The sequence below is a fragment of the Bacillus sp. MUM 13 genome, assembly GCF_001866725.1.
Taxonomy (GTDB): Bacteria; Bacillota; Bacilli; order Bacillales; family DSM-1321; genus Peribacillus.
In genome coordinates this window covers 12,114-37,347 of sequence record NZ_MLYQ01000011.1, presented here as the reverse complement: position 1 = coordinate 37,347, position 25,234 = coordinate 12,114, and the positions used below count along the sequence as shown (strand labels likewise).

The window sequence follows — 25,234 nt, the reverse complement described above, 5'->3', positions numbered from 1 at the left end:
GCTTATTATTCTGAAAAGCCCAATTATGGGCTTTTTTATTTGGCTGTTTTCGTAAACTTTGCTGCTGCTATAAAACAAGGCGGATTATTTCTCTCATGATATCCCCTTTCCGCATGTGAGGCAGTAAGCCTGTTCTCGGGCGCCTGCAGGGTTTCACTTGTACTGCTAATCCCGCAGGAGCCCTCACCTTACTCTCCAAATCCGAGTTTACAATGTGATGCCCCTTTACTATGCAAGTTTTTTTGTTTTTTTACTTTTTTTTCCATGTTTTAATATCCTTAAAGAATGGAATAAAAAGGGGGCAGACAAAATTTATTTGGAGGGATACACTTTGGCTAATACAAATGAAGAAAGCAAACAAGGGTTTACACCGCAGCATCAGGAGCATCAGCCAGGAACAGAAACAAAAATGACCCCGAATCCAGAATCCGTAAAATCGGAGTATAAAGGAAGCGGCAAGCTAAAAGGCAAAACAGCGATCATTACTGGCGGGGACAGCGGAATCGGAAAATCTGTCTCCATTTATTTCGCAAAAGAAGGTGCGAATGTAGTCATTGCGTACTTGGATGAAAATGAAGATGCCCAGACTACGAAACAATTGGTGGAAAAGGAAGGTGTAAAATGTGTATTGCTTAATGGCGACATTGGCGAAGAATCTTTCTGCCAGGAAGTAGCACGGGTAGCAGCTGATCAATTTGGCTCTATTGATATACTTGTGAACAATGCCGGAGAACAGCACGTTCAGGAAAACTTCCTGGACATTTCAGCAGAGCAGCTTGAAAGAACCTTCAAAACCAATATCTTTTCTATGTTCCACCTCACCAAAGCTGCTATTCCCCATATGAAAAAAGGGAGCAGCATCATCAACACAGCCTCCATTACAGCTTACCAGGGCAATCCAAAATTGATTGATTACTCCTCTACAAAGGGCGCGATTGTTGCCTTTACTCGAGCACTTTCAAATTCTATTGTAAAAGACGGAATCAGGGTAAACGGCGTAGCTCCGGGACCAATCTGGACTCCGCTGATTCCCGCTTCCTTCTCCGAAGAAGATGTGCAGAAATTCGGTACAGACTCTCCAATGGGCAGAGCGGGGCAGCCTGAGGAACTGGCTCCTGCCTATGTATATCTTGCCAGCGATGATTCTTCATATGTAAGCGGGCAAATCATCCATGTAAATGGCGGGTCAGTCGTAAATGGTTAATGACTAGGATATAAACAATAAAAAGGCTTCCGGCATTCTGGAAGCCTTTTTGTTATACTTGCATTTTTGCTCTTGTATGAGGACTGCACGAAACCCGTTCAACCAATTGATGGGGAATGATGATCCGTTTTTCCGGCTCGCATGGATTTTCGAGCTTTGTAATCAAGCTTTTTGCGGCCTGGTAGCCCAATTCAAAAATGTTAATATCAACTGAAGTCAGCGGCGGCCTCGACAATTCGGCAAATAAGACATTATTGAAGGAAATTATGGATACATGGTCAGGTACAATCATGCCCATTTCCGTCAGGGTATTGACTACTCCAATTGCCATAAGATCGTCTGCTACAACAAGGGCGGTAGGCGGATCAATCAGTGATAAAAGCTCCTTAATCGCCTCCTGTCCCCCCTCTCTCAAAAACTCCTCATGAATGATGTAGGCATCATTTAATCCAATTTGAGCTTCCTGCAGAGACTCCTTGTAGCCCAGGAGCCGTTCTACCGTAACTACGAGATTCAGCTTGCCGCCGATAAATCCTATTTTTTCATGCCCAAGCTTGATCAGATAATCCGTAGCTTCCTTGGAAGCGCGATAGTTATCATTGTCAACATGGGTAATTTCTTCTACATGATCAGATGGTTTACCGATCACGGTAAATGGAAATTTCCTTTCCCGCAGATAGGCAATGATCCCGTCTTCTATTTTAGAGTAGAGCAATACGATTCCGTCTACCCTGCCTCCTTGGACCATATGGACGACGCCCTCATATATTTCTTCCTCTGTTTTGCCGGTATTTATCTGCAGGGCATATTGTTTCTCATGTGCCCCCTCGCTCAAACCTCTGAGAACAGTTGAGAAAAATGGGTTTTGAAAATAAATATCGGTAGAACTGGGCAAAACCAGCCCAATAACCCTTGTCGATTGATTGGCAAGTGAACGGGCAATGAAATTAGGGTGATAGCCTAATTGATTCATAGCCTCACGCACTCTATTTTTTGTTTTGTCACTTATTCGGGGATTGTTTGCAATTACCCTGGAAACAGTTGAAGGGGCAACGTTTGCCAACTTTGCAACATCTTTTATTGTAACTGCCATGCTTCACATGCTCCTCTCCATAAGCTCCTGCAGCTGCCAGAATGTTTTTTGCCTGGCTGTGCCCATGAATCCATACCCTTTTTAAATTGGTCATATTCCAAGGGCACCGCTAATTTCCATTTCATGCACTGATTTTCCGGGAAGGATCCACCCTTGGAAATAACCCGCAGGAGCCCCGCGTACTCTCTCAATCCAAAATCAGCACTGATTATCTCATAGGTCAATCATTAAATAAATACACTCGGGTTTCATAAGGGCGTAATGTGAAATCTGCAGACAATTCAATCTCTGCATCACTATAATTAGCCAGGATCAGCTCTGATTTTTTCCAAACTAGTTCATTTAAGCTAATAGCTGACTCCGCGCTGCCGAAGTTACAGAGAACCAAAGCTTGCTGACCATCCAAATTTCGTGTATATGCATATACACATTTATGTTCAGCCAATATCAGATCATACTCTCCATAAACAAAAACTTGATGCTGCTTTCTTAGGCGTATCATGCTTTTATAAAAATGATAAATCGAATTCTGATCGGCAAGCTGATCCGAAACATTGATGCGCAAATAGTTTGGATTAGCCTTCATCCATGGTTTACCTGTTGTAAAACCGCCATTGTCTTCTGTGTTCCATTGCATCGGAGTACGGGAATTATCCCTTCCGCTAAGCCAGATGATTTTCATGATTTCTTCATGAGGCCTGCCTTTTGCTGTTTCAATGCGGTAATAGTTTTTCATACCCACATCATCATAATGTTCTATCGAAGAGAATTTGACATTTGTCATGCCGATTTCCTGCCCTTGATAAATAAAGGGAGTCCCCTGCATGAAAAAGAATAATGCACCGAGCATTTTTGCACTTTCGAGCCAGTATTGCCCATCATCTCCCCAGGTGGATACACTCCGGGCCTGATCATGATTTTCAAGGAATAACGCATTCCAGCCGCGGTTATGCAAGCCTTTCTGCCATTTCGTGAGGGTTTTCTTCAATTGACCCACATCAATGGATTTTTCTGAACCTTTTCCCCATAGTCCTAAATGTTCAAACTGAAAAATCATGTTGAACTTTCCATTCTCGCTTCCGACCCAATCATCAGCCTGCTCCAGCCTGACACCATTTGCTTCGCCTACTGTCATAATGTCGTACTTAGAAAATGTTTTGTCCTTGAGTTCTGTCAGATAATCAAGTATTCCTTCTTGATTGGTGTGCATGTCAAAAGCAGGCACATAATCCATCCCGAACGGGTTTGGCATATCCGGGAAACCGTCCCTCTTCTTAATATGGCTGATGGCATCGACCCTGAATCCGTCGATACCCTTATCAAGCCACCAATTTACAGTATCGTACAAAGCCTCTCTGACCTCTTTATTCTTCCAGTTCAGGTCTGGCTGTTTTTCAGCGAAAATGTGAAGGTAATATTGATTTGTGAGTTCATCCAGCTTCCAGGAGCTGCCGGAAAATATACTTTCCCAGTTATTCGGCTCTTTTCCTTCACGGCCTTCCTCCCAGATATACCAGTCCCTTTTCGGATTGTCCCTGGATGACCGTGATTCAATGAACCATGGATGTTCATCACTTGTATGGTTAATCACCAGGTCCAAAATGACCTTCATGCCCCGCGCGTGTATTTCCTTTAATAGCAGATCAAAATCATCCATTGTGCCAAATTCAGCCATTATATCCTGATAATCGCTTATATCATATCCATTATCCGCATTAGGCGACTGATAAAATGGGCAGATCCAAAGAACATCAATCCCAAATTCCTTCAAATAATCCAGTTTGGAAATGATTCCTTTCAAGTCACCAATTCCGTCTCCATTGCTATCCATAAAGCTGCGCGGGTAAATTTGATAACTTACCGCTTCTTTCCACCATTTCTTTTCCATAAGAATCCCTCCCGATTCCAGGTTTATCGTTTTCTGAAAATCATCGTTTCGCAATTTATTATTTGCAAAAGCTGGCTGCCGATTTTCCTGATGCTAACATACAAAGAATCGAGAGAAGTTTTTTCACCGCTTACATATTCATGAGGGATTTCTCTTCCCTCTTTTTAATATAAGGGCGATAAATATTGCAAACGCAATGATAACTGCTGCCATTGCAAAAATATAAGCCATATTTATTCCTGATTTAGGAGCAAGTTCATACACTTCTGTTTTTTCACGATCGAGTATGATTGTATACGTGTCTCCCTTGCTTCGCACAAGATCTCCTTCAAGCAAGCCTCTCAGTTCTTTCCCCTTCTCAAATTCCCCGCCTGAAATTCGTACGGTTTGAGACTTATCTGTATTATTGATAGCCACTGCCATAGTCTCTTCTTTATATGTCCGTTTAAAAACTGCCATGCCATCTTTTTCATAAAGCAGCTTCATGCTGCCTTTTCTTAAAGAAGGATATTTTTTTCTAAGTTCCCCAAGCTTAGTGATGTAATCTATTAGTTCTTTTTCTGTTTTAAAGCCCATTAATCTTTGATTATCCGGAGCTTTTCCGCCGTTCAGTGCTATCTCAGAGCCGTAATAGATGACCGGTACTCCCGGTGACGTATACATGTATGATAATGCCATTTTCCATCGTGTGCCAGGATTCAGCAGCCTTGCATTTATATCATATGTAAACCTGGGCATATCCTTATTATCTATGAATTTTTCTGAAGCCTCAGGATGAGTATATGCCTGTTGATTTCGGTTCAACTCAGAAAATAGCGGGCTCAAATCCCCATTTGGTTTTTTAAAGGCCGAGCGCATAGGATCTGTTTGCGTATGATCCATGAACCCCCTGATTCCAGCCTTTTCATATGCCGAGATGCTCTCCTTGCTTAAATCCTGCAATTCGCCAATTAAATAAAAGTCCTTTTTAACTGATTTTGCTGCATGTGCTAAATCAAGCCAAAATGACTGAGAAATATCATTCATTTTATCAAGGCGATACCCGTCAATATTCGTTTCCTTAATCCACCATGAACCCATTTCCACTAAATATTTCTTAGTTTCCGGGTTTTCCTGATCCAGTTTAATGCTTCCTGTGCTGCTTACTTCCTTATTTAAGCGAACCCAATTTTTCTTTGCTGGATCCTTTAGCCAGGGATGATGCGGGCCGATGGTGTTCACATCAAAATCCAGGATAATTTTCAGGTGTTTCTTGTGTGCTGCATGAACAAGTTTCCTGAATTCCTTAATCGTGCCATAATGCTCATCAGGCTTGTAAAAATCCTTTACAAGACCACTCTGAAAGCTTTCTCCTTCATTATCAAAAATAGGTGAAAGCAGAATGGATGTAAATCCCATATCCTTCAAATAATCCAGTTTTTCTGTAATGCCGGCAAAGTCTCCGCCGTTATAGGCATGTGCATCATAAACATTTACACCAGCATCATTTTTTACATTACCATCATTAAACCTGTCGATTACCAATGAATAAATTACTTCGTCTCCCAAAGTTCGTTCTTCTTTTTCAGCAGCTTCTGCGGGAAGGGCGTAAAAAAGAAGAAACGGAATCAAAAGGAGTGACAGCACTCTTTTTTTCATTTCCGCTCCCCCTACCTATACTTCTTTACGCCTTTAAGATTAGCCTTTTGTACCCCCAGCCGTCAAACCTGAAACGAAATATCTTTGGAACATTAAGAATAATGTTGCAATAGGAAGTGCAATCAGCACAGACCCTGCTGCGAAGGTAGTGAATTCATTTCCAAATTGCTTAGAAACCATTTCATACAGGCCTACACCCATAGTATATTTTTCATCATCCTGGAGCATGATTCTCGCAAGGATGAAATCTCCAAATGGTGCAATGAAGGCAAACAGGGCGACAACAGCTACAATCGGCTTGGCGAGAGGCATGATTATCTGGAAGAAAATCCTCAGATGTCCAGCTCCGTCCATCCTTGCTGATTCGTCCAGCTCCTTAGGGATGGTATCCAGATATCCCTTCATCAGCCAGGTGTTCATTGGGATTTGTCCGCCCACATAAATCAGGATCAATCCTATATGTGTATTAATTAAGTGTGTGCGTGTTGCCAGCACATAAATGGCAATAAGCGCTGCAAAGTTTGGTATCATCTGAAGGATCAAAAAGGTTACTAGACCATTTTTCCTTCCTACAAATCGGTATCGTGAAAAAGCGTAAGCAGTAAGAGAAACTGCTATTACTGTAAAAATCATGGTAAATATGCTGATTTTAATAGAGTTGAAATACCATACAAGATAATGGGATTTACCGCTGTTAAACAGATATTTATAATGATCGAATGTCGGGTGTTTTGGAAACATTGATGACCCTGATAGACTTGCTCCCGGATTAAGCGAAGAGCCGATTACCCATAGCAAAGGATAAATGACGATGCCGCTCATAATAATAATTACCAGATAAGATAGTGTTAAACGGATGATTCTGCTTCTTTTCATGCTCATTCTATCTTATACCTCCTCTTGGAATGCTTTGGTCCGTTTGAATTGCCACAATGCTACCCCTACCACAACGAGTGACAGCAGCATAGTGATGGCTGCGGCTTTCCCGTATTGGGCTGAAGTCATTGTAAGCTTATATATCCAAGAGATGAGGATATCGGAACCGCCGGCATTTTGTCCCGGAATTGCAGGTCCTCCGCCGTTAAATAGATAGATAACATTAAAGTTATTAAAATTAAAAGTATATTGCGTAATAATGATCGGTGCTGTAGCAAAAAGAACCATAGGCAGTGTAATCTTGGTGAATTTTTGCCAAATTGACGCGCCATCCACTGTTGCTGCTTCGTACAGCTCGTCAGGAATTGATTGAAGGATTCCTGTTGTCATGGCAAAAATGAACGGGAATCCAAGCCAGGATTGTACGAAAATCAATGCAAGCCTTGTCCACATTTCTTCAGTCATCCACGGTATTGGACCTATGCCTAATGCATGAAGGATACCGTTGTTTATAACTCCAAAGGATTCATTGAACATTCCTGAGAAGATTAGGATAGAAACAAATGATGGAACTGCCCAAGGAAGAATAAAAATGGTACGGATTATCGCTTTTCCTTTTAAATCCTTTTGATTCACAAGAATTGCCAGGAAAATTCCGATTGCTACCTGGATGGTTGTAGCACCAAATGTCCAAACAATCGTCCAGCCAAGAACACCTGTAAAAGTCTTTCTCCAAAGGTCGAGCTTAAAGATATCAATATAGTTTTGGATGCCAATCCAATCCACAAGCTTTGCTGGGGGTGAATGATATAAATCATAATTGGTGAATGACAGCAAAATAACAAAAATGATTGGGAGGATAACCACAAAAATCAGCAGCAGAACTCCGGGTGAAAACATTAAATACGGAAAACCGCTGTCCATAAGGTTATGATATTGCTCTTTAACATTATTAAGTTTAAAACCTTCATCCCGTTTTCGGCCATTATGTTGTGCATCAAATATATTCAATGCGTAAATGATCAGCCCGATTACAGTAATCAGCAAGGCTATGATACCATCAATCAAAAGGAAGACTGAATGATCTAAGCCCGGAATTTCTCCAAGAGTGAACAGCCCCCAAAATCCCCAGCTGAGTGTATCCGAAAAACAGCTGAAGAAAGCTGCTGTCAAAATCAAAAATATGAAGCCCTTAACGTATTGTTTATTATAAAATTGCCCAAATCCAGGAATGATGGAAAGCAGGGCAGCGTTCCTTCTATGTTTCGTTATAGGAGTGGTTGCATCCATGGTAAATCAGCCTACCCTTTCTATTAGGGAAATTATTTATTAAGTGCGCAAACGTTTGCTTTCATTGTTTAAAACAAAGGCATTACCCCCATAAATATATGGAGGTACGCCCTTGTTATTTTTATCCATTATTTTGATGGATGATTAGATTTGATATTGGTTTTGATTGTTTTAACAGCATCATCCATCGCAGCTTTAGGTTCTGCTTTATTAGTAGCAAGTGTTTGCAGCGCTGATGCCATTGGACCCCATACCTCGGCCATTTCTGGAACGTTCGGTGTTGGAAGTGCGTATTTGGATTGTTCAGCAACCGCTTTTGCTCCTTCATCATTTGCAATGACAGGATCTTTTATTAATGATTTTACAGGAGGAATTTCCTGAGTTTTTTCGAAACGGATTTTTGCATTGTCTGCATTAGTAATGAATTCAACCAGTTTTGTGGACCAGTAAGGATTCTTTGTAAATGCCGTTACATGCCAACCTTTAACTCCCATGAACGTTTTCATGTGCTCTCCATTTGGAAGTGTAGGCATTGGAGCCACACCGATGTCAACTCCAGCTGCTTTCATTCCCTGGAATGCCCAAGGACCGTTCATAACTGATGCTGCTTTGCCTTCATTGAACAAACCGTCCATTGCTGCGCCGCCGCTTTCTCCGATAATACCTTTAGGGAATAGCTTTTCTTTGTACCATTTCTGAATGTATGCAGCGCCTTCAACAGCACCTTTGTTGTTTAAGCCAACGTCTGAAGGATCAACCTTGCCGTTGTCTTCTTTGAATACATATCCGCCCATTCCGCCGATTACTGCGTGTGCGAAGTAGTAGTTGTCAAATAGAGCAAGGAAGCCATATTTGCCGTCTTTCGTCATTTCTTTTGATTTTGCATAAAGCTCATCCATTGTAGCAGGAGCTTTATCCATCAATTTCTTATTGTAAATGAAAACTGGAGTTTCAGTTGCTTTTGGCAAACCATAAAGTTTTCCATCATATCTTTCTGCATTGACAGCAGAGTCATTGAAAGTAGAAAGAACACTGTCATCTACTTTGATTTCCTGAATAAGGCCTTCTGTAACAACCTGGCCGATTTGGTCATGCGGCAATGTAACTACGTCCGGGGCATTTCCAGCTGGTCCGTCAAGACGCAATTGGTCGCGGATTTTATCAGCCATGTTCAATTCTTTGTATTCAACTTTGATTCCGTATTTCTTTGTGAAAGCTTCTGCTGCAGGCTTTAAAGCAATCCCTTTATCTTTATCTTCCCACACAACCAGTTTTTCCGGTTTTGCTTCTGTTGATTTTTCTTCTGTATTCTTTCCGCCAGTTGCATTTTTTCGCTCAGCAGTATCACGCTTAGGTCCGCACGCAGCAAGCATGCCGATAAGCAAAACGAATAACACTAAAATAGAAAGTGACTTTTTCATTCTATTTTCCCCCCCTGAAATATGTACTCTCTTTCTTAAGTTTGCACAACCGTTTGCACTATTCTGCAAAATCACCTTAAATGAAAACGCTGACATATACTAACAAAGAAATCCAATATTATTCTATAAATCTCTTGATATAAGGATATGTAAGCACTTATTATTTCAAGATGCCATTTGTGAAACCGATTGCACTACTTTATGACTTTATTATACAATCATTATTATTTTTTACAAGTATTTTTTTAAAATGAAATTTTTTACAATTATATGACACGTATATTAAACAAAAAATGGTATTTGCGGCTGTGCAAACTGCTTGCTGTATAGCTTTCACTCTGATATTTTTTAAAGTAGCCTTTATTCTAAACTTTGAGTTTTTTTAAAAAAATCAATGCAATCGATTGCATGACACAGGAGGATTACTAGATGGAACATGCTGCAATATTTCACCGTCCTGGAGATAATTTCATTTATCCGACAGATCAGGAAACACTGCATATCAGAATCAGAACGAAGAAAAATGATGTACAGGAAGTCCATTTGCTGCATGGTGACCCATATGAGTGGGATAAAGCCTCTTTAGAGCCAATGAAAATTTCCGGCAGCGATAGTCTTTTTGATTACTGGCATATTCATGTCAAGCCTGAATATAGAAGGATTCGTTATGGATTTTTTCTGAAGTCAGGAGAAGAGGAAACATATTTAACTGAAAAGGGATTCTTTGAAGAAGCGCCGGATGATGCCGGATACTACTTCGCTTTTCCATACATTCATAAAACAGAGGTATTTAACGCACCAGAATGGGTAAAGGAAACTGTGTGGTATCAGATTTTCCCTGAGAGATTCGGTAATGGGAACAGTAACAATGACCCGGAAGGTGCTCTTCCATGGGGCAGCAAGGAGCCAAGCCAGGATAATTTCTTCGGCGGTGATTTCGAAGGTGTTATCGAGCATCTTGACCACCTTGAGGATCTCGGCATAAATGGAGTCTACTTCACTCCAATTTTCAAGGCCCATTCAAATCACAAATATGACACAATCGATTACTTTGAAATCGACCCTCAATTCGGTGATAAGGAAACACTTAAGAGACTTGTATCTGAATGCCATAAACGGGGCATCCGTGTCATGCTTGATGCGGTTTTCAATCACAGCGGCTATTATTTCGAACCTTTTCAGGATGTTTTGAAAAATGGGGAGGATTCTCCTTATAAAGATTGGTTCCACCCTCACAGCTTCCCGCTGCAAGCGGGAGAGCGCCCTAATTATGAAACTTTTGGCTTTGTTGGATCCATGCCGAAACTGAATACGTATAATAAGGACGTTAAAAAGTATCTCTTGGATGCAGCAGCATATTGGATTAAAGAATTTGATATTGACGGCTGGCGGCTTGACGTGGCAAATGAAATTGACCATCAGTTTTGGAGAGAGTTCAGGCAAACTGTAAGGGAAATCAAGCCTGATCTTTATATTCTCGGGGAAATCTGGCACGACTCCATGCCATGGCTCCGCGGCGATCAATTTGATGCCGTCATGAATTATCCGTTTACAGCCAATATTTTAAATCTATTAGCATTTGATAAAATCAATGCACAGCAATTTATGAACAATATTTCATCTGTTTACCATAGCTACCCGGAAAATGTCTTCAGTGTGGCATTCAACCTTGTCGGAAGCCATGATACACCAAGGATCTTGACTGAATGCGGCGGAGATGAAGACAAAACCAGGCTAGTCTTTTCACTGCTTCTTACCTTCATGGGAACACCTTGCATTTATTACGGAGATGAAATCGGCCTTTCCGGTGAAATGGACCCCGGCTGCCGCAAGTGTATGGAATGGGATCAAGAAAAACAAAACCTTAGAATGTATCATCATATAAAAGAACTTATTGCGCTTCGTAAGGAAGAGCCTCTTCTTTCAAATGAGGGGCAATTTGAATTCTTGCCTTCTCTGCATGAAAATCTTGTTGCTTTCCGCAAGTTCACTGATGAAAAATCGGTACTTATTGCTGCAAATCCTACCGGAGAACCAATTAAAGCAATTCTGCCAGGTGATGCGGAATATACCAGTTTATTTTCTGCTTCCGCAGAAATCAAAACTGGCTCAGCTCCATCTCTTGAGTTAGGAAGCTATGGATTTATCATTATCTCATCTTCTGATTCAAATACAGAAAAGTAATAGGTTAAATGAAAAGGCCGCGGGACTATAAAATGCCCCGCAGCCTTTTTTAGGACTCGGCTATCCCAATATTATAATCCTTGAACCATATATGCATCTGGGCAAGATGGGCCAGCAATTGCGGACCTGACATTAATTGCCCGAACCAAGGCACCTTAAATGCAGCACCCCTGCTTTCCAGAATATCTCCAAGCTTTTTCTTATCAAATAACTCATAAAGCACAGAATTCCTGTCTTCTAGTATATCCTTCAGCCACATTGCCACACGTTCGGTATAAACCGGATTATGGGTTTTAGGATATGGACTTTTTTTTCGGTACAGCACTTCATCGGGGAGCAGACCCTCCAATGCCTTCCGCAGTATTCCCTTTTCCCTGTTTCCGGTCATTTTCATTTCCCAAGGAATGTTCCAGACATATTCCACGAGACGATGATCTGCAAACGGCACCCGGACTTCAAGGCTCGCCCCCATGCTCATCCGGTCCTTCCGGTCAAGAAGTGTAGTCATGAACCAAGTGATATTTTGGTAAAACATTTCTCTTCTTTTAGCTTCTTTTTTGTTTTCCCCGTCCAATTTAGGCGTTTCCGCTGCAGTCCGTAAATATTGGGAGCGTACATATTCTTCAAGTCTTAACTTTTCCTGCCAGCCCTGTTTCAGCAGTGACACCCTTTCCTCAGTTGATCTCATCCAGGGAAACCCGGGCCGGTTCAGATCATCTTCTCTATGAAACCATGGATATCCCCCAAAAATTTCATCAGCGCACTCCCCTGATAATCCAACAGTGAAATCTTTTTTGATTTCCCTGCAAAACCAAAGTAGTGAGGAATCGACATCAGCCATTCCAGGAAGGTCTCTTACATGAACCGCTTCGGTCAGATAATCAGTCAGCAGCTCCTGGGAGATGACGGATTTATGGTGGGAAGTGCCGAACGTGTCTGACATCAGCTTAATCCATGGTCCATCCGAATTGGGCTGAAAATCATTTGCTTTAAAAAACAGGTCATTTCCTTCATAATCTATCGAATAAGTATGGAGCCTTCCTTTGCCTTCATTCTTATACTCTTCTGCAGCAATGGCCGTGATTGCGCTTGAATCCACTCCTCCAGATAGAAAGGTACATAAAGGTACATCAGACACCAGCTGTCTTTTTACGGCATCCTTCACAAGGAAACGGACCTTTTCTGCTGTTTCGCCAAGTGTATCCATGTGCTGTTCACTTTTTACATTCCAGTACCGCCAAATCCGCAGGCCCTGCCGCGACAGTGTCATTGCATGCCCTGGTCTCAGCTCATTAACTCCCCTGAACACACCCGAGCCAGGTGATCGGGAAGGGCCCAGTCCAAGCACCTCAGCCAATCCTTCACGATCCAGCTCAGTTTTTATGTCAGGGTGTGCCAGAATGGCTTTAATTTCAGACCCAAAAATAAGCCCGCCATTTTTTTCTGCATAAAATAAAGGTTTTACACCTAAGCGGTCTCTTCCAATGAACAATTTTTGCTCATGATGATCCCAAATGGCAAAAGCGAAGATCCCATTAAAAAAATCCACGCATTTTTCTTTCCATTCTATATAGGAAGTGAGCAAAACTTCTGTATCAGAATGCCCCTTAAAGGAATATCCTTTTAATAACAGTTCTTTACGTATATCTTCCGTATTATACAATTCACCATTGTAAGCGAGAGTATACTTCAAGCTGCCGTGTTCCTTCTCCATTGGCTGTTTGCCGCCTATGGGATCGACCACTGTGAGCCGCTTATGCCCGAAACTTGCGTGAGTATCATTCCAAATATTTGTTTCATCGGGTCCTCTTTTCTTTAATGTTTCGGTCATGGCCGCCACTTTTTCTCTTTCTTTTGTCAGGTCTTTTTGAAAATGGACCCAGCCGGTTATTCCGCACATATCCATCCATCCTTTCTAGCCGGAAAGCAAGAAAAGCCAAACGGCCTCTTTTACAGCAGCGCCGACATATACGCTGATTTTTCATATTCAGACTGAGTGCAGCTTAATAGCGATTTAAAATAGCCTATGCAAATTGCAGAGGATGGTTATTTGTCCTTATTAAAAAACAGACGTGTGTTGGAACCCAGCCCTTTTAACGGCTTGCGTTTTTTATAAACGCACCCAGTAAAATCATTGTATGAAGCTCTTATTAATTAGATTCAGTTATAATTTCTTGGAATTTTGTCAAAAAAGTAGGTGAGGCATTCCACTTTTGGAGGTAAATTATGAGTCAACAGCAGCGAGCAAAGCTTTTCCAGCGCCAATCCAGGGCATTTTCAGCAGGAACAGTGGAAAATATCAATCATCAATGGATATTTTTTGATGAAGAAACTGATGAAGCCTCTTCTTTGGATGAATATTTGCACCAGGATATTGAAGTTTTCAGAGGACATAGATGGAGAAAAGGAATAATTGAAGATAATGGTGCGGTAAGATTCAACAAAGAAGTTCTTTACTTAGTGGATGAAGAACGGATACGAATCCGTAAACAGCTGATTTACTCATTTGAGAGGCTGCTTGAAGAATTGAATGACGATTCCTTTTTTCAGTTTATTACGACTTTGAACTCCCTCGATTTTTCAATTTATGACTGTATTTACAGCTATAATCAGCTTACTTTTTTAAAAGAGGCAGAAAGCCGGTCAGGTGTTAATTTTTTTACTTTCGACAACGGTACAGACATATGCTCCGTCCAGCATCACTTTTGCTATGCCGAGAAATCCCATGACCGGTTTGAATTTACTATGAACACCGGAAAAAGAATTGTAATTGAGAAAATGAACAACTTTTAATAGAAAGGCTTGCTGACGTTATACCAGCAAGTCTTTTTTATTCTGCTTTTCAATCTAAGGAAATTCATTGCACGCTTAGGGCAATTCCCATGGAAACAATTGAGTTTTCGCAGTATTCCATGTATAATTTAAATTACTAATAATGCTCTGCGACAGTAAAAGTAACTAAAGGGAGATCTAAAATGAAATCACCGCTTCAATTATGCCCCAAAGTTGAATTCTCATATGAAATTATCGGAAAGAAATGGGCAGGCTTGATTATCCACGTGCTGATGGATGGCCCAAGACGTTTTAATGAAGTACACGAAATGGTGCCAAACCTGAGCAAGCGGATGCTAACAGAGCGGATGAAAGAGTTTGAAGAACTGGGTATTGTATTCCGGAATGTCATCGCAGAACGCCCCGTCAAAATAGAATACAGCCTTACAAAAAAAGGCTTTGAACTCGGAAAAGCACTTTCCCCCGTACAAACATGGGCAGAAAAATGGATAATCCCTAACCAAAAAGCGTAAGCGCCTTGTTCAGCCTGCGAAGCAAATAGGGATTAGCCCTTAGAAGGCGCACTTTGCCTTCTGAGGACTAATCATCTTTTGCACAGCAGGCTAGGCGCTGAAGCTGGATTCACCAAAAAGCGGAAGCGCCTTGTTCAGCCTGCGAAGCAAATAGGGATTCGACCTTAGAAGGCGCACTTTGCCTTCTGAGGGCTAATCATCTTTTGCACAGCAGGCTAGGCGCTGAAGCTGGATTCACCAAAATGCGGAAGCGCCTTGAATAGCGGATCAAAGACTACTAACGCCGCATCCTGCGGCAACGTCTTTGTGACCCACATCCTGGGGGCCTAAGCCCATAATACAAAAAAAGACATGAAAACAGCCTCGCTGTTTTCATGTCTTTTTCTTTTATTATTATGCAGATAACTGTTTTTTTACTTGCTGCATGGCAATTCTTTCGATTTTTTTGCTGCTGTCGCCTTTATTGGCAATTACATTTGTTTGATATCTTCTGCCCTGATAATCGACTGTAAGTGTCACTTGATACATTCAGTTTTCCTCCTTCTTCTTTTTTCATGTCCAATATTTTCCGCAAGGCGCCTAGCCCCTCGAGGTCTGAGGGGCATTTTTAAGCGATTGCACTATTTGTGTTCTATGAAAAGCCCTTATCGGCTGCTTTAGTTTCTGTGAGAGTAAAACTTATTGCTGCTCAGTAAATGATCCTCATGTTCTCCATTTCTCAATAAGAACCATTTCATAAATCACAAGAAGTAACTTTTTATTATTTAAGTTACTTTACATAACCTATATTAGACCCTTTTGAATGAAACGTCAAGTCCTGGATTCTCCTCTGCTCTCAAAACAAAAAAACACCCCAATTGTTAGATTGGTGTCTAACAGCTGGGGTGCATTTTAAAAGACAGTGCTTTCTTCTTATTAACTGAATGGGTGCAATCCTTGAGGCATGGATAATCCCATGTACAGGATAATCAGGAAAGCAACAACAAATATTACTGTAAAAATTCCTGTGCTTTTTCCTTTTTTTGCTCGGACAAGTGTCATTTCCATCAAGGCGATGACCACGATTCCCATGATCAGCTTTCCTGCATAATACGAAAAACTGCTTCCAATCAGCTGAAAGCCTGAGAGAATGATCAATATGTAAAAAACACGTGTTGCCATATGAAGAGCCTTTGCTTTCGAATTTCCGCTCTTATACATGGACAATGAAACAAAAAAGAGGATAATAGCGATTACCCAGGTCGTTATGTGCAAATGTGTGGTCATATTACAATGCCCTCCTAATATATAATCTTCATCATCATATCATACACATTTATAGAAAAACAAAGGTATCTCCCTTTCTTTTCAGCTTTAATCAAGTTATCGGACTGAATTTGAGAGCGTGCCTATTTTTTCAATAGTAACCTCAATCTTGTCACCGGACTTTAGGTAAACAGGGGGCTTCATACCCTTGCCGACGCCTGCAGGTGTTCCAGTAGCTATAATATCTCCGGGCTCAAGTGTCATTCCTTTGGAAATTACAGAAATGATTTCTTCTACCGGAAAGATAAGCTGGTCAGTATTGGACTGCTGCCGTATATCTCCGTTCACCTTTGTCAGGATTTCCAGGCTTCCCGGATTTTCAATTTGAGATTTATGCACAATCACCGGTCCGATCGGGCATGTGCCATCAAGGCTTTTTCCAAGAAAGAATTGCTTATGTTTTTCCTGCAGATCCCTCGCTGTTACATCATTTAAAATCGTATATCCAAATACATAATCCAGCGCTTTTTCCCTGCTGATTCCTTTACCTTTTTTTCCGATTACTACGGCTAACTCACCCTCGTAGTCCAGCTGTGATGTTACTTCAGAATGGATAGGAATGTCCGCTTTATTACCTATGACTGAAGTCGGAGCTTTTGTAAACATCATAATGTCTGTCGGAATATCCGCTTCGCTTCCCAATTCTTTTGCGTGCTCGGTATAATTTTTTCCCACACAGAAAATATTTTTAGATGGCCTCGGAATGGGCGCTTCCCATTCTGCTCTTTCAAAATTTGTATAATAACTTTCTGTGTCTTTTTGCTCTTTCACCCATTTTTGAATGCTTTCTGCTTTATTTAGTTCACTCTCTTCATTTTTTATTAATTCCTCAAGAGAAGATGCCATTTCAATTCCGCTTTTCACAGCCGCTTTTTGGAGAAGCAAAAGCTTTTCCTCCTCCACCATCACCAGCACGCTTTTTCCTTCTGACCTTATCGTTCCAAATTTCATATTCTCCCACTCCTATCATATATTTTTTATAGCCGCCTCTTCTTCATGAAAGGTCTTTTTCCGTAGGAGGCAAATCGCCATACATATTCCAGAGGCCCTAAATAATAACGCTGAATCCAAAGAAAGCTTGCACCCAGCTGCAAAGAAAAAATAATAGCTGCGGTGCCAAGACACTCTGCAAGCGTCATTCTTCCATATAAACCCAAACCGTATGAATAAGACATCATGGTACAAACAATTGACTGCAGTATATAATTGCTGAGCGACATCTTCCCCGCTGCAGCAAGAAGACATGAAAGTTTGCTGCCGGCATGCTGCTGCAGCGCCAGGGCTGTTCCAGTAATATAAAACATTGACAGCAGCGGCCCTCCAAACTGGTCCTGGATAAATTCCGTAAGAGAATTAGAGACCGTTGCATACGGAATCAACTTTAAAATCAAACCGGCAACAATAGAAATAACAGCCAATTTTCCGAGCAAGTTTTTATACTGATCAGGAGCATGTATCCATCTTAACTTCGCAAATCCGGCTCCAATGAGCAAAAATGGAAAAACAGATAAAAATAGAAATATAAAGCTTTCTGCATTATTCATTACTTGCCATTCTTTTATTCTCATCATCGTTATTTGTTCAAAGGTACCCGTTTGATACATATTCAAAGCATTTCCGGCCATTGCAGCACCTGCATTAACAGGGTTATCTGCAGACATAGCCATTAGCACTCCTGTCAGAAGAAAAGGAATAATATATAGGGCAGCCCCTGTTAACAGCAGGAATTTCCCCTCCCATTTATAAAACAGCAAAAAAGCAAAACCAAATAGAGAATAATGAATGAGAATATCTCCGCTCCATATTAAAAAAGCATGAATAACGCCAAAAATACTGAGGATAATCAGCCTTTTTGCAAAAAACAGAGAAAATGATTTTCCTTCACGCAAAAACCTCTCTGCAGATACCGCCGCTCCAAAGCCGAATAAAAAAGAAAAAACCGGATAAAAGCTAGCCTGTGCCGTAATATCAATGAATATGTAAATAAAATGAAAAGGAAATCCTTTTCTCCAGACAGCAGGATCCATATAGGCAACAGGATAAAAGTAGGAAAGCATGTTAACAAGCAGGATTCCAAATAATGCGATTCCTCTGAGAATGTCAATACTAGTAATCCTTGCTTTAAATAAAACTGTTTCTTTTGCCACGGCACCACCTCTCCTGTATGTCCCCATTATACTAAATACTGAGAAAATGTTGAAATTTCTGTAATCCGAATCAACAATTCCACTCTCATTATCTCATTCCTCCTATGCACTTTTTTGCTCGCGCTCTACAGGTTCACCGGCGGGAAAGGCGGCAGGTCTAATTATATCGCCCATAAATTTATCACGAGTCCGGTGCTTTCACATATGATAACCTAGAACTTTCATTCAGCAGGGAGGTGCCTGTATGCCGGCCATCGTTGGTGTTGTTCAAGTGATCAGTGTCGGCAGCAGCGGTGTATTTCATATTGGAGATGTTTTTAAAATAGCTCCTTACTCCACCTCAAAAACTTTTTCCGGGGCTGGCTCTTTTAACACTGGAGACACCATTTCTTTATACAATGCACACAGTTCAACAAATACCTATGATACTGATGCCGCTGATCAGCCAATTCTTTTTAACCTTTAATGTACGGATGTACGGTAAGGAGGCACATCATGATTTTTAATATTCAGCAATCCATTCATATTAATATGATTAAAATCGGCAGTGTGTCCAATTCTTCCGTTTTCCAAATTGGAAGCGCCGGGGTCATAAAGCCATATTCAACTCTTTCGAATACCGGAGGATTTACCGCACCGGCACCAGGCTTTGAAATTACTACTCCATTCACTGCCGGAAGGGAATAACTGCAAGTCTGTTCACCTGCGCCCAGTTCCTGCATATACTTGATTAAATCCTTTCATCTGAAAATTTTGCTGAAGGTTAGGTGAAGACACCCCATGCAATCTGAATTTTATTCCTATGCAGAACAAATGCAGCGATATCTGGATGCCCAGGACAGGCGGATAGCAAAGCTTGAAAGTGATCTTACACGCCTGGCAAAAGAACTGGATGAAATAAAAAAAAAGCCCCCCATTAATGTTGAAAGAATTGAATATAAATTCGATCAGCTCAAAGTTGAGTCTTTAGAAGGCACCTTAAATATCGGGTTGAATCCAAATGACCTGGCTAATATTGATGAATTTACCGTTAATAAAAATCCAGCGGCACCAGCGCCCTATCTTTTTCCTGAAAGAGATATCATGACAGCTGACATCTCTGATGCTATAAAAGGCAGCTTGCCTGCCATTATTACAGAAAACGAGGAAAGAAGCGGGACAGCAATGGATCCTTCTTATCATGACTTCATTAGGCATGATGTAGAACGGCAGCTGCCTGCCAGGATTGATATGTACATCAACGAAACGCCGCAGCCTGAGAGGGTCCCTCATTTGCTTCAGAATGTAAAAGAAAAAGTAATTGAGCGGATCACTTCTGATATACATGCTGCCATTGCCGCATTTATGAGTCAATCAAACAGTCAAACAGGGGGGAACAGCGATAATGGAGTTTAATGTAACAAATCATGAAATATGTGTCGGAGAAATCAAGGTCACGGGTGTGGCAGCCTCTTCGCTTCTGCACATTGGTGATGTGCAGACCGTCCAGCTGTCATCAGCCTTTGATACACCACCTGAATCTTTAATCATCGGCCCATTTGTGCCATTTAGCGCACAAGGTTAATCCCATGTTTTCAAGAATATCGAAGGTTGATTCCATCACTGGAAAAAGCCTCATCTTCAGCTCTGTTCTGCAAATTGGCGATGCGCGCTATATTGACGGAGTTTCTGAAGTTTTAGCTGTGCAGAGGGACGTAAAATATAATTACGGCAATGAAGAAGATTACTCAACTTACCGGGTGTTCGGCTATCCGTCTGTTTACTTGCCTATAGATGAGCAAATTTCAATTAAAACAATAAATACATCACCATTTATTAAAGTCGGCAGACTGGATTTCATTGGAGCCACGGTCTCTTCTGTTATTTCAATCGGAAACACAGATCATATCAGAATGAAATCCAGGATTAAACATATCCGCCGGCTAACCAGAAAAGCGCCTGCTCAGGGTTCCCCCTCGCCGGATACCAATATTTCATGATAGAATATTAAAAATTCATGGTAAAGGAATGTTTTAGATGCCTGCAATAACAGGGCCCGTTCAAATCATAAACGTAGGAGGAGGGGTCTTGCAATTCGGAGATTCTCTTGTTACTTCACCCAAATCTGCAGCCAAAACGATAGCAGGTTCGGGATCTGTCAACTCTGGCGGTTTAATCCTCACTATAAACGGCATTAACGGAAGCAATGTACTTGATGTGAATGGCATCGATCAGCCGATTACAGGAAACAACTAGGGAGACAGCTCTGCTGTCTCCCTAGTTGTTTACATTTCGAGCAGGTGTGCTCCATCAAAAAAGAATAAATACTTTTCCGTTACTTTTTTGTTTAGAATTTCTTCAATTGCTCTGGTATAGAGTTCAAGCTGAAGACGGTACCGATCAGCCAGTATTTCTTTTGCTCCTTGAAAGCCATGTGCAAATCTGTTTTGGATGGCATCTGTTTTATAATCGATCAATACGAGTCCATCATGATCTTCAAAAATACAATCGATTACACCCTGAACGAGAATTTGTTCGTCCTCTCCCTTCCAATCTGAATATATCTCAGCTGCCTGAAGGGACATAGTAAAGGGAACTTCACGCCGGATTACCTCTGCCCGGCTCAGTCTTTCTCCTATCTCACTATTGAAGAAATTTGCTATCACGCCTTTGTCAACGGCGTCCATCTGTTCTTCTTTTAGGAGCTCTCTATCTATTAAGCTGTGTAAGAGCTCATCAATCGCTGCCTCTGTTACCGGCTTCCTTACATCTATATGCTGCATGACAAGGTGTGTAATTGTTCCCTTCTCTGCCGGAGTTAATGACTTTTCCTGCAAAAATTGAGGCCTTCTCGAAATCGGGCGCTTATATTTCCGCAGCAGCTCTGTGGAACTTTCCTGATCTCTTAGTTCATTTTGCCGCTTCAGCTCCGAGACCGACTGCTTCGAACGGTGTATGGAAGCTTCCAAATGCGGATAAATCCACGTAAGCTGTGTATGAATTTGTTCATTATATCCTGATTGAACCTCCACGTTTTCACCATGCTTCACATGATCAAGCAAATTCTGCTGCTCCGCTGCTTCTCCGTCTTCTTCTGATTGAAGTTCCTCTAAAGCAATAATCTGGGCTTTCCACTTTGAAGGATGGCCAGTGATGCTGCTATTGTCTGCAGCCGTTCCGCCGTCCATGCCGGCCATTTCAGCCAGGTCCTGGTGCCTGATAATAGCAGGTCCAATCCAGTCCATGTAGCTTTTGGCGTTTGCCCTGACATAGTCCTTCAGCAGCCACTCCCCATGGGAAGCATTAGCTGACCATGAAGCAATGGATTTTTGGGCGTCCTTTAAGGAACAAATTAAATAAAGCTTCTCCTTTGCCCTTGTCAGCGCAACATATAAAACCCGCATTTCCTCCGCTATCATCTCAAGCTGCTTTTTTTTCTTAAATGCAATTTGCGGCAGAGAAGGATAGGTAATCCGAAGTTCGGGATTCACGAATTTCGAAGCAAATCCTAAGTCTTTATCAAGCAGATAGGATTTTCGGATATCCATCATATTAAACTGCCTGGAAAGCCCTGCAAACATGACGATTGGAAATTCCAGACCCTTCGATGAGTGGATGGTCATAATCCGCACAACATCTTCCTGTTCACCCAAAGCTCTTGCAGCACCGAGGTCATCTCCCCTCTCCTGCATTCTTTCAATAAATCTTAAGAAACGGAATAATCCTCTAAAAGAGCTTGTCTCATATTGCCTTGCCCTGTCATATAGTGCTCTAAGATTTGCCTGTCTCTGCTTTCCTCCCGGCATTCCTCCTGCAAAATCATAGAAACCGGTATCCCGGAATAACAGCCAAATTAAGTCAGAAAGCGCCTCCTGCCTGGCAGCTTTTCTCCATACTGAAAGTTTTTTGTAAAAAGATGTCACCTTTTCATAAAGAATCTCATTTTCAGAAGGGTCTCCTTTTAAGCAGTACTCTGCGACAGCCTGATAATAGCTCCCGGAATGAAACAGGCGCACTTGTGCAAGCTCTTCCTCATCCAGGCCGGCAATAGGAGATCTTAATACGGAAGCAAGCGGGATATCCTGCTGGGGATTATCAATGATTTTAAGCAAGGAAAGCATAATAGCAACCTCTGTCGCCTCAAAATATCCTGTCGATAAATTGGCATAGACAGGTATTCCCGCCTTTTTAAACTCCTCAATGATTTGGGGAGCCCATGGCATTGAACGAAGCAAAATGACAATATCCCTGTATGCGGCTGAGCGGGATTTACCTGTTCTTGGGTCAATGATTTGCTTTTTTTCTCCGATTGCCTTCTTAATCAGCTTAGCCATCATTCTTGCTTCGAGCTGTGCATTTTCAAGTTCCTCATTTTCAAATCCGGCTTCTCCCTCATCAGATTCTTCCTTTAGGGATGTCATAGCCTCTTCATCGTTTTTCCCGCCGTCAATCAGAAACATCTCAATAGGATGCGGCCCGTCTTCGGGATAACTCGCTCCTTTTTTTAAAGAAGCATCCTCATCATATTCAATTTCGCCGACAGTCATTCCCATCAGCTGTTTGAATAAGAAGTTTGTCCCGTCAAGAACTTCGCTGCGGCTGCGGAAATTCCGGTTCAAATCAATTTTTAAGCCTGTCTGTTCTCCTTCATGGGTAAATCTTGCATATTTTCCGAGAAATAAATTTGGCTCTGCCAATCGAAAACGATAAATAGAATCAAGTAAGCGCCCGGCGCCTTGCTATATTGCTATAGCAGGTTTCCAAACACTCCTCCCAGAACCGTACGTACACCTCTCGATGTATACGGCTCCACATTCATCAGTCCAGCTCGCCGCTTCAGGTCTTATATGAATGAAAGTTTCTAATTGAGGGCAAACGCCTCTCTCTGCCTTTCAATCATATTTCTACCCGCAGCTTTTTGCCTTAAGTCAGGTCACTTTCAGCCATGATGCTTTCAACCTGTCTAAAAGGCTTCACGAGCAGCAAATTATATAGTATTCAGCTATCAGTCAATGTTCGAGTCTTTTTTATGGCTCTGTTGCTCGATTTCTGCTGCAGGGACCAGGTTCTGCAGCAGAAATCAACAATGTCCAAACATCAGCATAAGAATTAACAAAATGCTTTTCCTTAACCGTTTTGTCTTTTTACCTTATCAATGAAATAGGCGAACTCTTCCCCTTTTTTTGTTTTGTACCTCACTCTAAATCTTCCATCCTTTGAATATCTGCCCCAAATCTCCGAGACTGATGTCCGATATTTACTTGCAAAGGTTTTTAACATACTCTGTTCCATAATGTTACAGAATTTGTTCAGTACGTTTGCATTATGGGCTAATCGGAAATAATCATAGAGCCTTCTGATTTCGGAGTTATATTTTAATAAGATTTCCAGATCATCATACTGCTGCATCCGGGGCCTTGCCTTGCCTTTCCATTGACCTTCTTTGGTAGTATCCAATACGTCTAATTCCCTTAGTTTACCTTCCCAATGTTCATGCGGTACATATAGTCTGATAGGCATATGGTGTACGGATTTAAGTCCATCACTTCGCTGTAAGCTGTAATTCTTACCGCGCTCAGTTGTTATATCGTAGCTAAGGAATCTTGTTTTTTTTGCAGAATGTATGATGTTTATATTCTCTTGTGATAATTGAAGGTTTAACTTTGTTTTTAGAAACAATGTTACATCTTCATTTATTTTTTCTGCATCTTCCTTTGCCCCGATAATGCCTACAATAAAGTCACCTGCATATCTTGTATAAAACAATCTTCTGAAGTTCTTGTCCATTTGATCTTTAGAGGGGATATTTGCAAGTTTTGTTTCCCGCCTTTTAAGTTTTTGAAGATATTCCATTCCTTTTTCGGTTTCTTTGCCAGCAGCGCTGATTTTATCCTGATAATGCCTGATCCGGGCTGCCGCATTTACATATTCATTGCTATGTCCCCGCTTTTTGCCCTTATCGAAGTTTACCTTATACTCTTTCATGTATTTATCAAGTTCATGAAAGTATATATTTGATAATATTGGTCCTATGATGCTTCCTTCAGGAGCCCCGCTATGGTCTTTGCGCCATTTCCAGTCTTTCATGTAACCCGCTTTGAGGAACTTCCATATCAGATTAATGAATTTTTCATCCTCAATGCTCTTTCTTAGCAGGCTTATTAAGATATGGCGGTCAATCTTATCAAACAAATTCCCGATATTTCCTGTGACGAACCAGCGGACACCGCTGAATCGCTGCTGGATTTGCATTATTGCGGTATGGCAGCTTTTGTTTGGTCTGAAACCATGCGATGTATCTTCAAATTTCCCCTCATAAATACTTTCCTGGATCATCCTTACAGCTTCCTGGACTAGTTGATCTTCAACTGAAGGTATACCTGGTCTATTACTGCCGTCCCTTTTCGGTAAATCTGCTTTCCCGATTGGGGCAGGCTGGTATGATTGGTCCTTTAGACGTTCGATTAAGTTATCGATTTTTTCAAGACTCATGCCATCGGCTGTATCGTTATTTATCCCTTCCATCATTTCCACAGGCTTCCCATATAAATGCTGATATGCCAAGCAAAAAAATTCCGGGTTATATAAATTCCGATATAGCCTATCATACTTATAATTTTCACTGCTGGATTTCCAAGCCAGACTGGCTAATACTACTCTCGGATTTCTCATAGAGCCTCTCGCTCCTTCCCAATTTTGTATTATGCCCGATGAACTGCTCCCCTTCGCCATGTACTAGGCTTTCCCTAGCTCGGACTACTGCGGGAGCTCTGTTGCCATGCGGGATTTTCATGAGCCACATTTCTTGCTTTCGCTTGAAATCATCCTCAATAGCTAGTCAGCATTCCCGTTTAGGCAATCCCCATTTAGTACAGTTAAGAACCTAGCTTGCGCAGTGTCGGAT

At 41.4% G+C, this 25,234-nt stretch carries 23 protein-coding genes; 10 read left to right on the top strand and 13 right to left on the bottom strand.

The features are described from left to right. Window positions 1-331 precede the first annotated feature (331 nt). The gene (locus BIV59_RS03950) at window positions 332-1,204 is read left to right on the top strand and encodes an SDR family oxidoreductase (protein WP_071350186.1); all 873 of its coding nucleotides are present in this window, start codon (window positions 332-334) and stop codon (window positions 1,202-1,204) included. Between the two features lie 52 nt (window positions 1,205-1,256). Here the strand turns inward: BIV59_RS03950 and BIV59_RS03945 are convergent, their stop codons facing one another. From BIV59_RS03945 to BIV59_RS03915, 6 genes are all read right to left on the bottom strand, one after another. Beyond that, on the bottom strand, window positions 1,257-2,297 hold the full coding sequence (locus tag BIV59_RS03945) for a LacI family DNA-binding transcriptional regulator (protein WP_071350152.1): 1,041 nt from the start codon (window positions 2,295-2,297) through the stop codon (window positions 1,257-1,259). Between the two features lie 220 nt (window positions 2,298-2,517). Continuing rightward, window positions 2,518-4,185 (bottom strand): glycoside hydrolase family 13 protein, encoded by a 1,668-nt coding sequence (locus tag BIV59_RS03935; RefSeq protein ID WP_071350150.1) that lies wholly within the window; start codon window positions 4,183-4,185, stop codon window positions 2,518-2,520. 138 nt (window positions 4,186-4,323) lie between these two features. Then, complete coding sequence (locus tag BIV59_RS03930) at window positions 4,324-5,823, bottom strand: alpha-amylase family glycosyl hydrolase (RefSeq protein ID WP_071350149.1); 1,500 nt, start codon at window positions 5,821-5,823, stop codon at window positions 4,324-4,326. A 39-nt stretch (window positions 5,824-5,862) separates the two neighbouring features. Beyond that, window positions 5,863-6,705 carry a sugar ABC transporter permease gene (locus BIV59_RS03925; RefSeq protein ID WP_071350148.1) on the bottom strand — a complete coding sequence of 281 codons (843 nt, stop codon included), beginning with the start codon at window positions 6,703-6,705 and terminating at the stop codon, window positions 5,863-5,865. Window positions 6,706-6,711: 6 nt separating this feature from the next. Further along, window positions 6,712-7,989 carry a carbohydrate ABC transporter permease gene (locus BIV59_RS03920; RefSeq protein WP_071350147.1) on the bottom strand — a complete coding sequence of 426 codons (1,278 nt, stop codon included), beginning with the start codon at window positions 7,987-7,989 and terminating at the stop codon, window positions 6,712-6,714. 128 nt (window positions 7,990-8,117) lie between these two features. Beyond that, window positions 8,118-9,410, bottom strand: coding sequence for an extracellular solute-binding protein (locus BIV59_RS03915; protein ID WP_071350146.1), 1,293 nt, complete (start codon window positions 9,408-9,410; stop codon window positions 8,118-8,120). 429 nt (window positions 9,411-9,839) lie between these two features. Here BIV59_RS03915 and BIV59_RS03910 point away from each other — a divergent pair, with 429 nt between their 5' ends. After that, window positions 9,840-11,594, top strand: coding sequence for a glycoside hydrolase family 13 protein (locus BIV59_RS03910; protein ID WP_071350145.1), 1,755 nt, complete (start codon window positions 9,840-9,842; stop codon window positions 11,592-11,594). A 49-nt stretch (window positions 11,595-11,643) separates the two neighbouring features. On the opposite strand, the gene asnB is transcribed toward BIV59_RS03910, so the two are convergent. Next, window positions 11,644-13,494 (bottom strand): asparagine synthase (glutamine-hydrolyzing), encoded by a 1,851-nt coding sequence (gene asnB, locus BIV59_RS03905; protein ID WP_071350144.1) that lies wholly within the window; start codon window positions 13,492-13,494, stop codon window positions 11,644-11,646. Between the two features lie 326 nt (window positions 13,495-13,820). Between asnB and BIV59_RS03900 the strand changes: the two genes are divergently transcribed. Together BIV59_RS03900 and BIV59_RS03895 are read left to right on the top strand one after the other, a co-directional pair. After that, window positions 13,821-14,387, top strand: coding sequence for a DUF2777 domain-containing protein (locus tag BIV59_RS03900; protein WP_071350143.1), 567 nt, complete (start codon window positions 13,821-13,823; stop codon window positions 14,385-14,387). A 182-nt stretch (window positions 14,388-14,569) separates the two neighbouring features. Then, window positions 14,570-14,899 (top strand): winged helix-turn-helix transcriptional regulator, encoded by a 330-nt coding sequence (locus tag BIV59_RS03895; protein WP_071350142.1) that lies wholly within the window; start codon window positions 14,570-14,572, stop codon window positions 14,897-14,899. Between the two features lie 393 nt (window positions 14,900-15,292). Here BIV59_RS03895 and BIV59_RS03890 read toward each other — a convergent pair whose 3' ends face one another. From BIV59_RS03890 to BIV59_RS03875, 4 genes are all read right to left on the bottom strand, one after another. Next, window positions 15,293-15,427 (bottom strand): BA3454 family stress response protein, encoded by a 135-nt coding sequence (locus BIV59_RS03890; RefSeq protein ID WP_071350141.1) that lies wholly within the window; start codon window positions 15,425-15,427, stop codon window positions 15,293-15,295. A 387-nt stretch (window positions 15,428-15,814) separates the two neighbouring features. Then, window positions 15,815-16,165, bottom strand: coding sequence for a YisL family protein (locus BIV59_RS03885; RefSeq protein ID WP_071350140.1), 351 nt, complete (start codon window positions 16,163-16,165; stop codon window positions 15,815-15,817). A gap of 96 nt (window positions 16,166-16,261) precedes the next feature. Next, the gene (locus BIV59_RS03880) at window positions 16,262-17,155 is read right to left on the bottom strand and encodes a fumarylacetoacetate hydrolase family protein (protein WP_071350139.1); all 894 of its coding nucleotides are present in this window, start codon (window positions 17,153-17,155) and stop codon (window positions 16,262-16,264) included. 26 nt (window positions 17,156-17,181) lie between these two features. Next, on the bottom strand, window positions 17,182-18,351 hold the full coding sequence (locus BIV59_RS03875; protein WP_170846078.1) for a DUF418 domain-containing protein: 1,170 nt from the start codon (window positions 18,349-18,351) through the stop codon (window positions 17,182-17,184). 244 nt (window positions 18,352-18,595) lie between these two features. Between BIV59_RS03875 and BIV59_RS03870 the strand changes: the two genes are divergently transcribed. From BIV59_RS03870 to BIV59_RS03845, 6 genes are all read left to right on the top strand, one after another. Further along, window positions 18,596-18,817, top strand: a complete 222-nt coding sequence (locus BIV59_RS03870; protein WP_071350137.1) for a spore germination protein — start codon at window positions 18,596-18,598, stop codon at window positions 18,815-18,817. A gap of 29 nt (window positions 18,818-18,846) precedes the next feature. Then, the gene (locus BIV59_RS03865; RefSeq protein WP_071350136.1) at window positions 18,847-19,038 is read left to right on the top strand and encodes a spore germination protein GerPB; all 192 of its coding nucleotides are present in this window, start codon (window positions 18,847-18,849) and stop codon (window positions 19,036-19,038) included. Between the two features lie 93 nt (window positions 19,039-19,131). Beyond that, entirely contained in the window at window positions 19,132-19,746 is a 615-nt protein-coding gene (gene gerPC / locus BIV59_RS03860) for a spore germination protein GerPC (protein ID WP_071350135.1), read from the top strand. Beyond that, the gene (locus BIV59_RS03855; RefSeq protein ID WP_071350134.1) at window positions 19,736-19,915 is read left to right on the top strand and encodes a spore gernimation protein GerPD; all 180 of its coding nucleotides are present in this window, start codon (window positions 19,736-19,738) and stop codon (window positions 19,913-19,915) included. Before gerPC ends, BIV59_RS03855 begins: the two co-directional genes overlap by 11 nt. 4 nt (window positions 19,916-19,919) lie before the next feature. Next, a complete protein-coding gene (locus BIV59_RS03850) occupies window positions 19,920-20,330 on the top strand; it encodes a spore germination protein GerPE (protein ID WP_071350133.1) in 411 nt (136 codons plus the stop codon). Between the two features lie 37 nt (window positions 20,331-20,367). Continuing rightward, entirely contained in the window at window positions 20,368-20,586 is a 219-nt protein-coding gene (locus BIV59_RS03845) for a spore germination protein (RefSeq protein WP_071350132.1), read from the top strand. Between the two features lie 29 nt (window positions 20,587-20,615). On the opposite strand, the gene addA is transcribed toward BIV59_RS03845, so the two are convergent. Both addA and BIV59_RS03835 read right to left on the bottom strand, forming a co-directional pair. Beyond that, window positions 20,616-23,042, bottom strand: coding sequence for a helicase-exonuclease AddAB subunit AddA (gene addA, locus BIV59_RS03840; protein WP_083392037.1), 2,427 nt, complete (start codon window positions 23,040-23,042; stop codon window positions 20,616-20,618). Between the two features lie 415 nt (window positions 23,043-23,457). Next, a complete protein-coding gene (locus BIV59_RS03835) occupies window positions 23,458-24,858 on the bottom strand; it encodes a reverse transcriptase/maturase family protein (RefSeq protein ID WP_170846077.1) in 1,401 nt (466 codons plus the stop codon). Window positions 24,859-25,234: the final 376 nt, after the last annotated feature.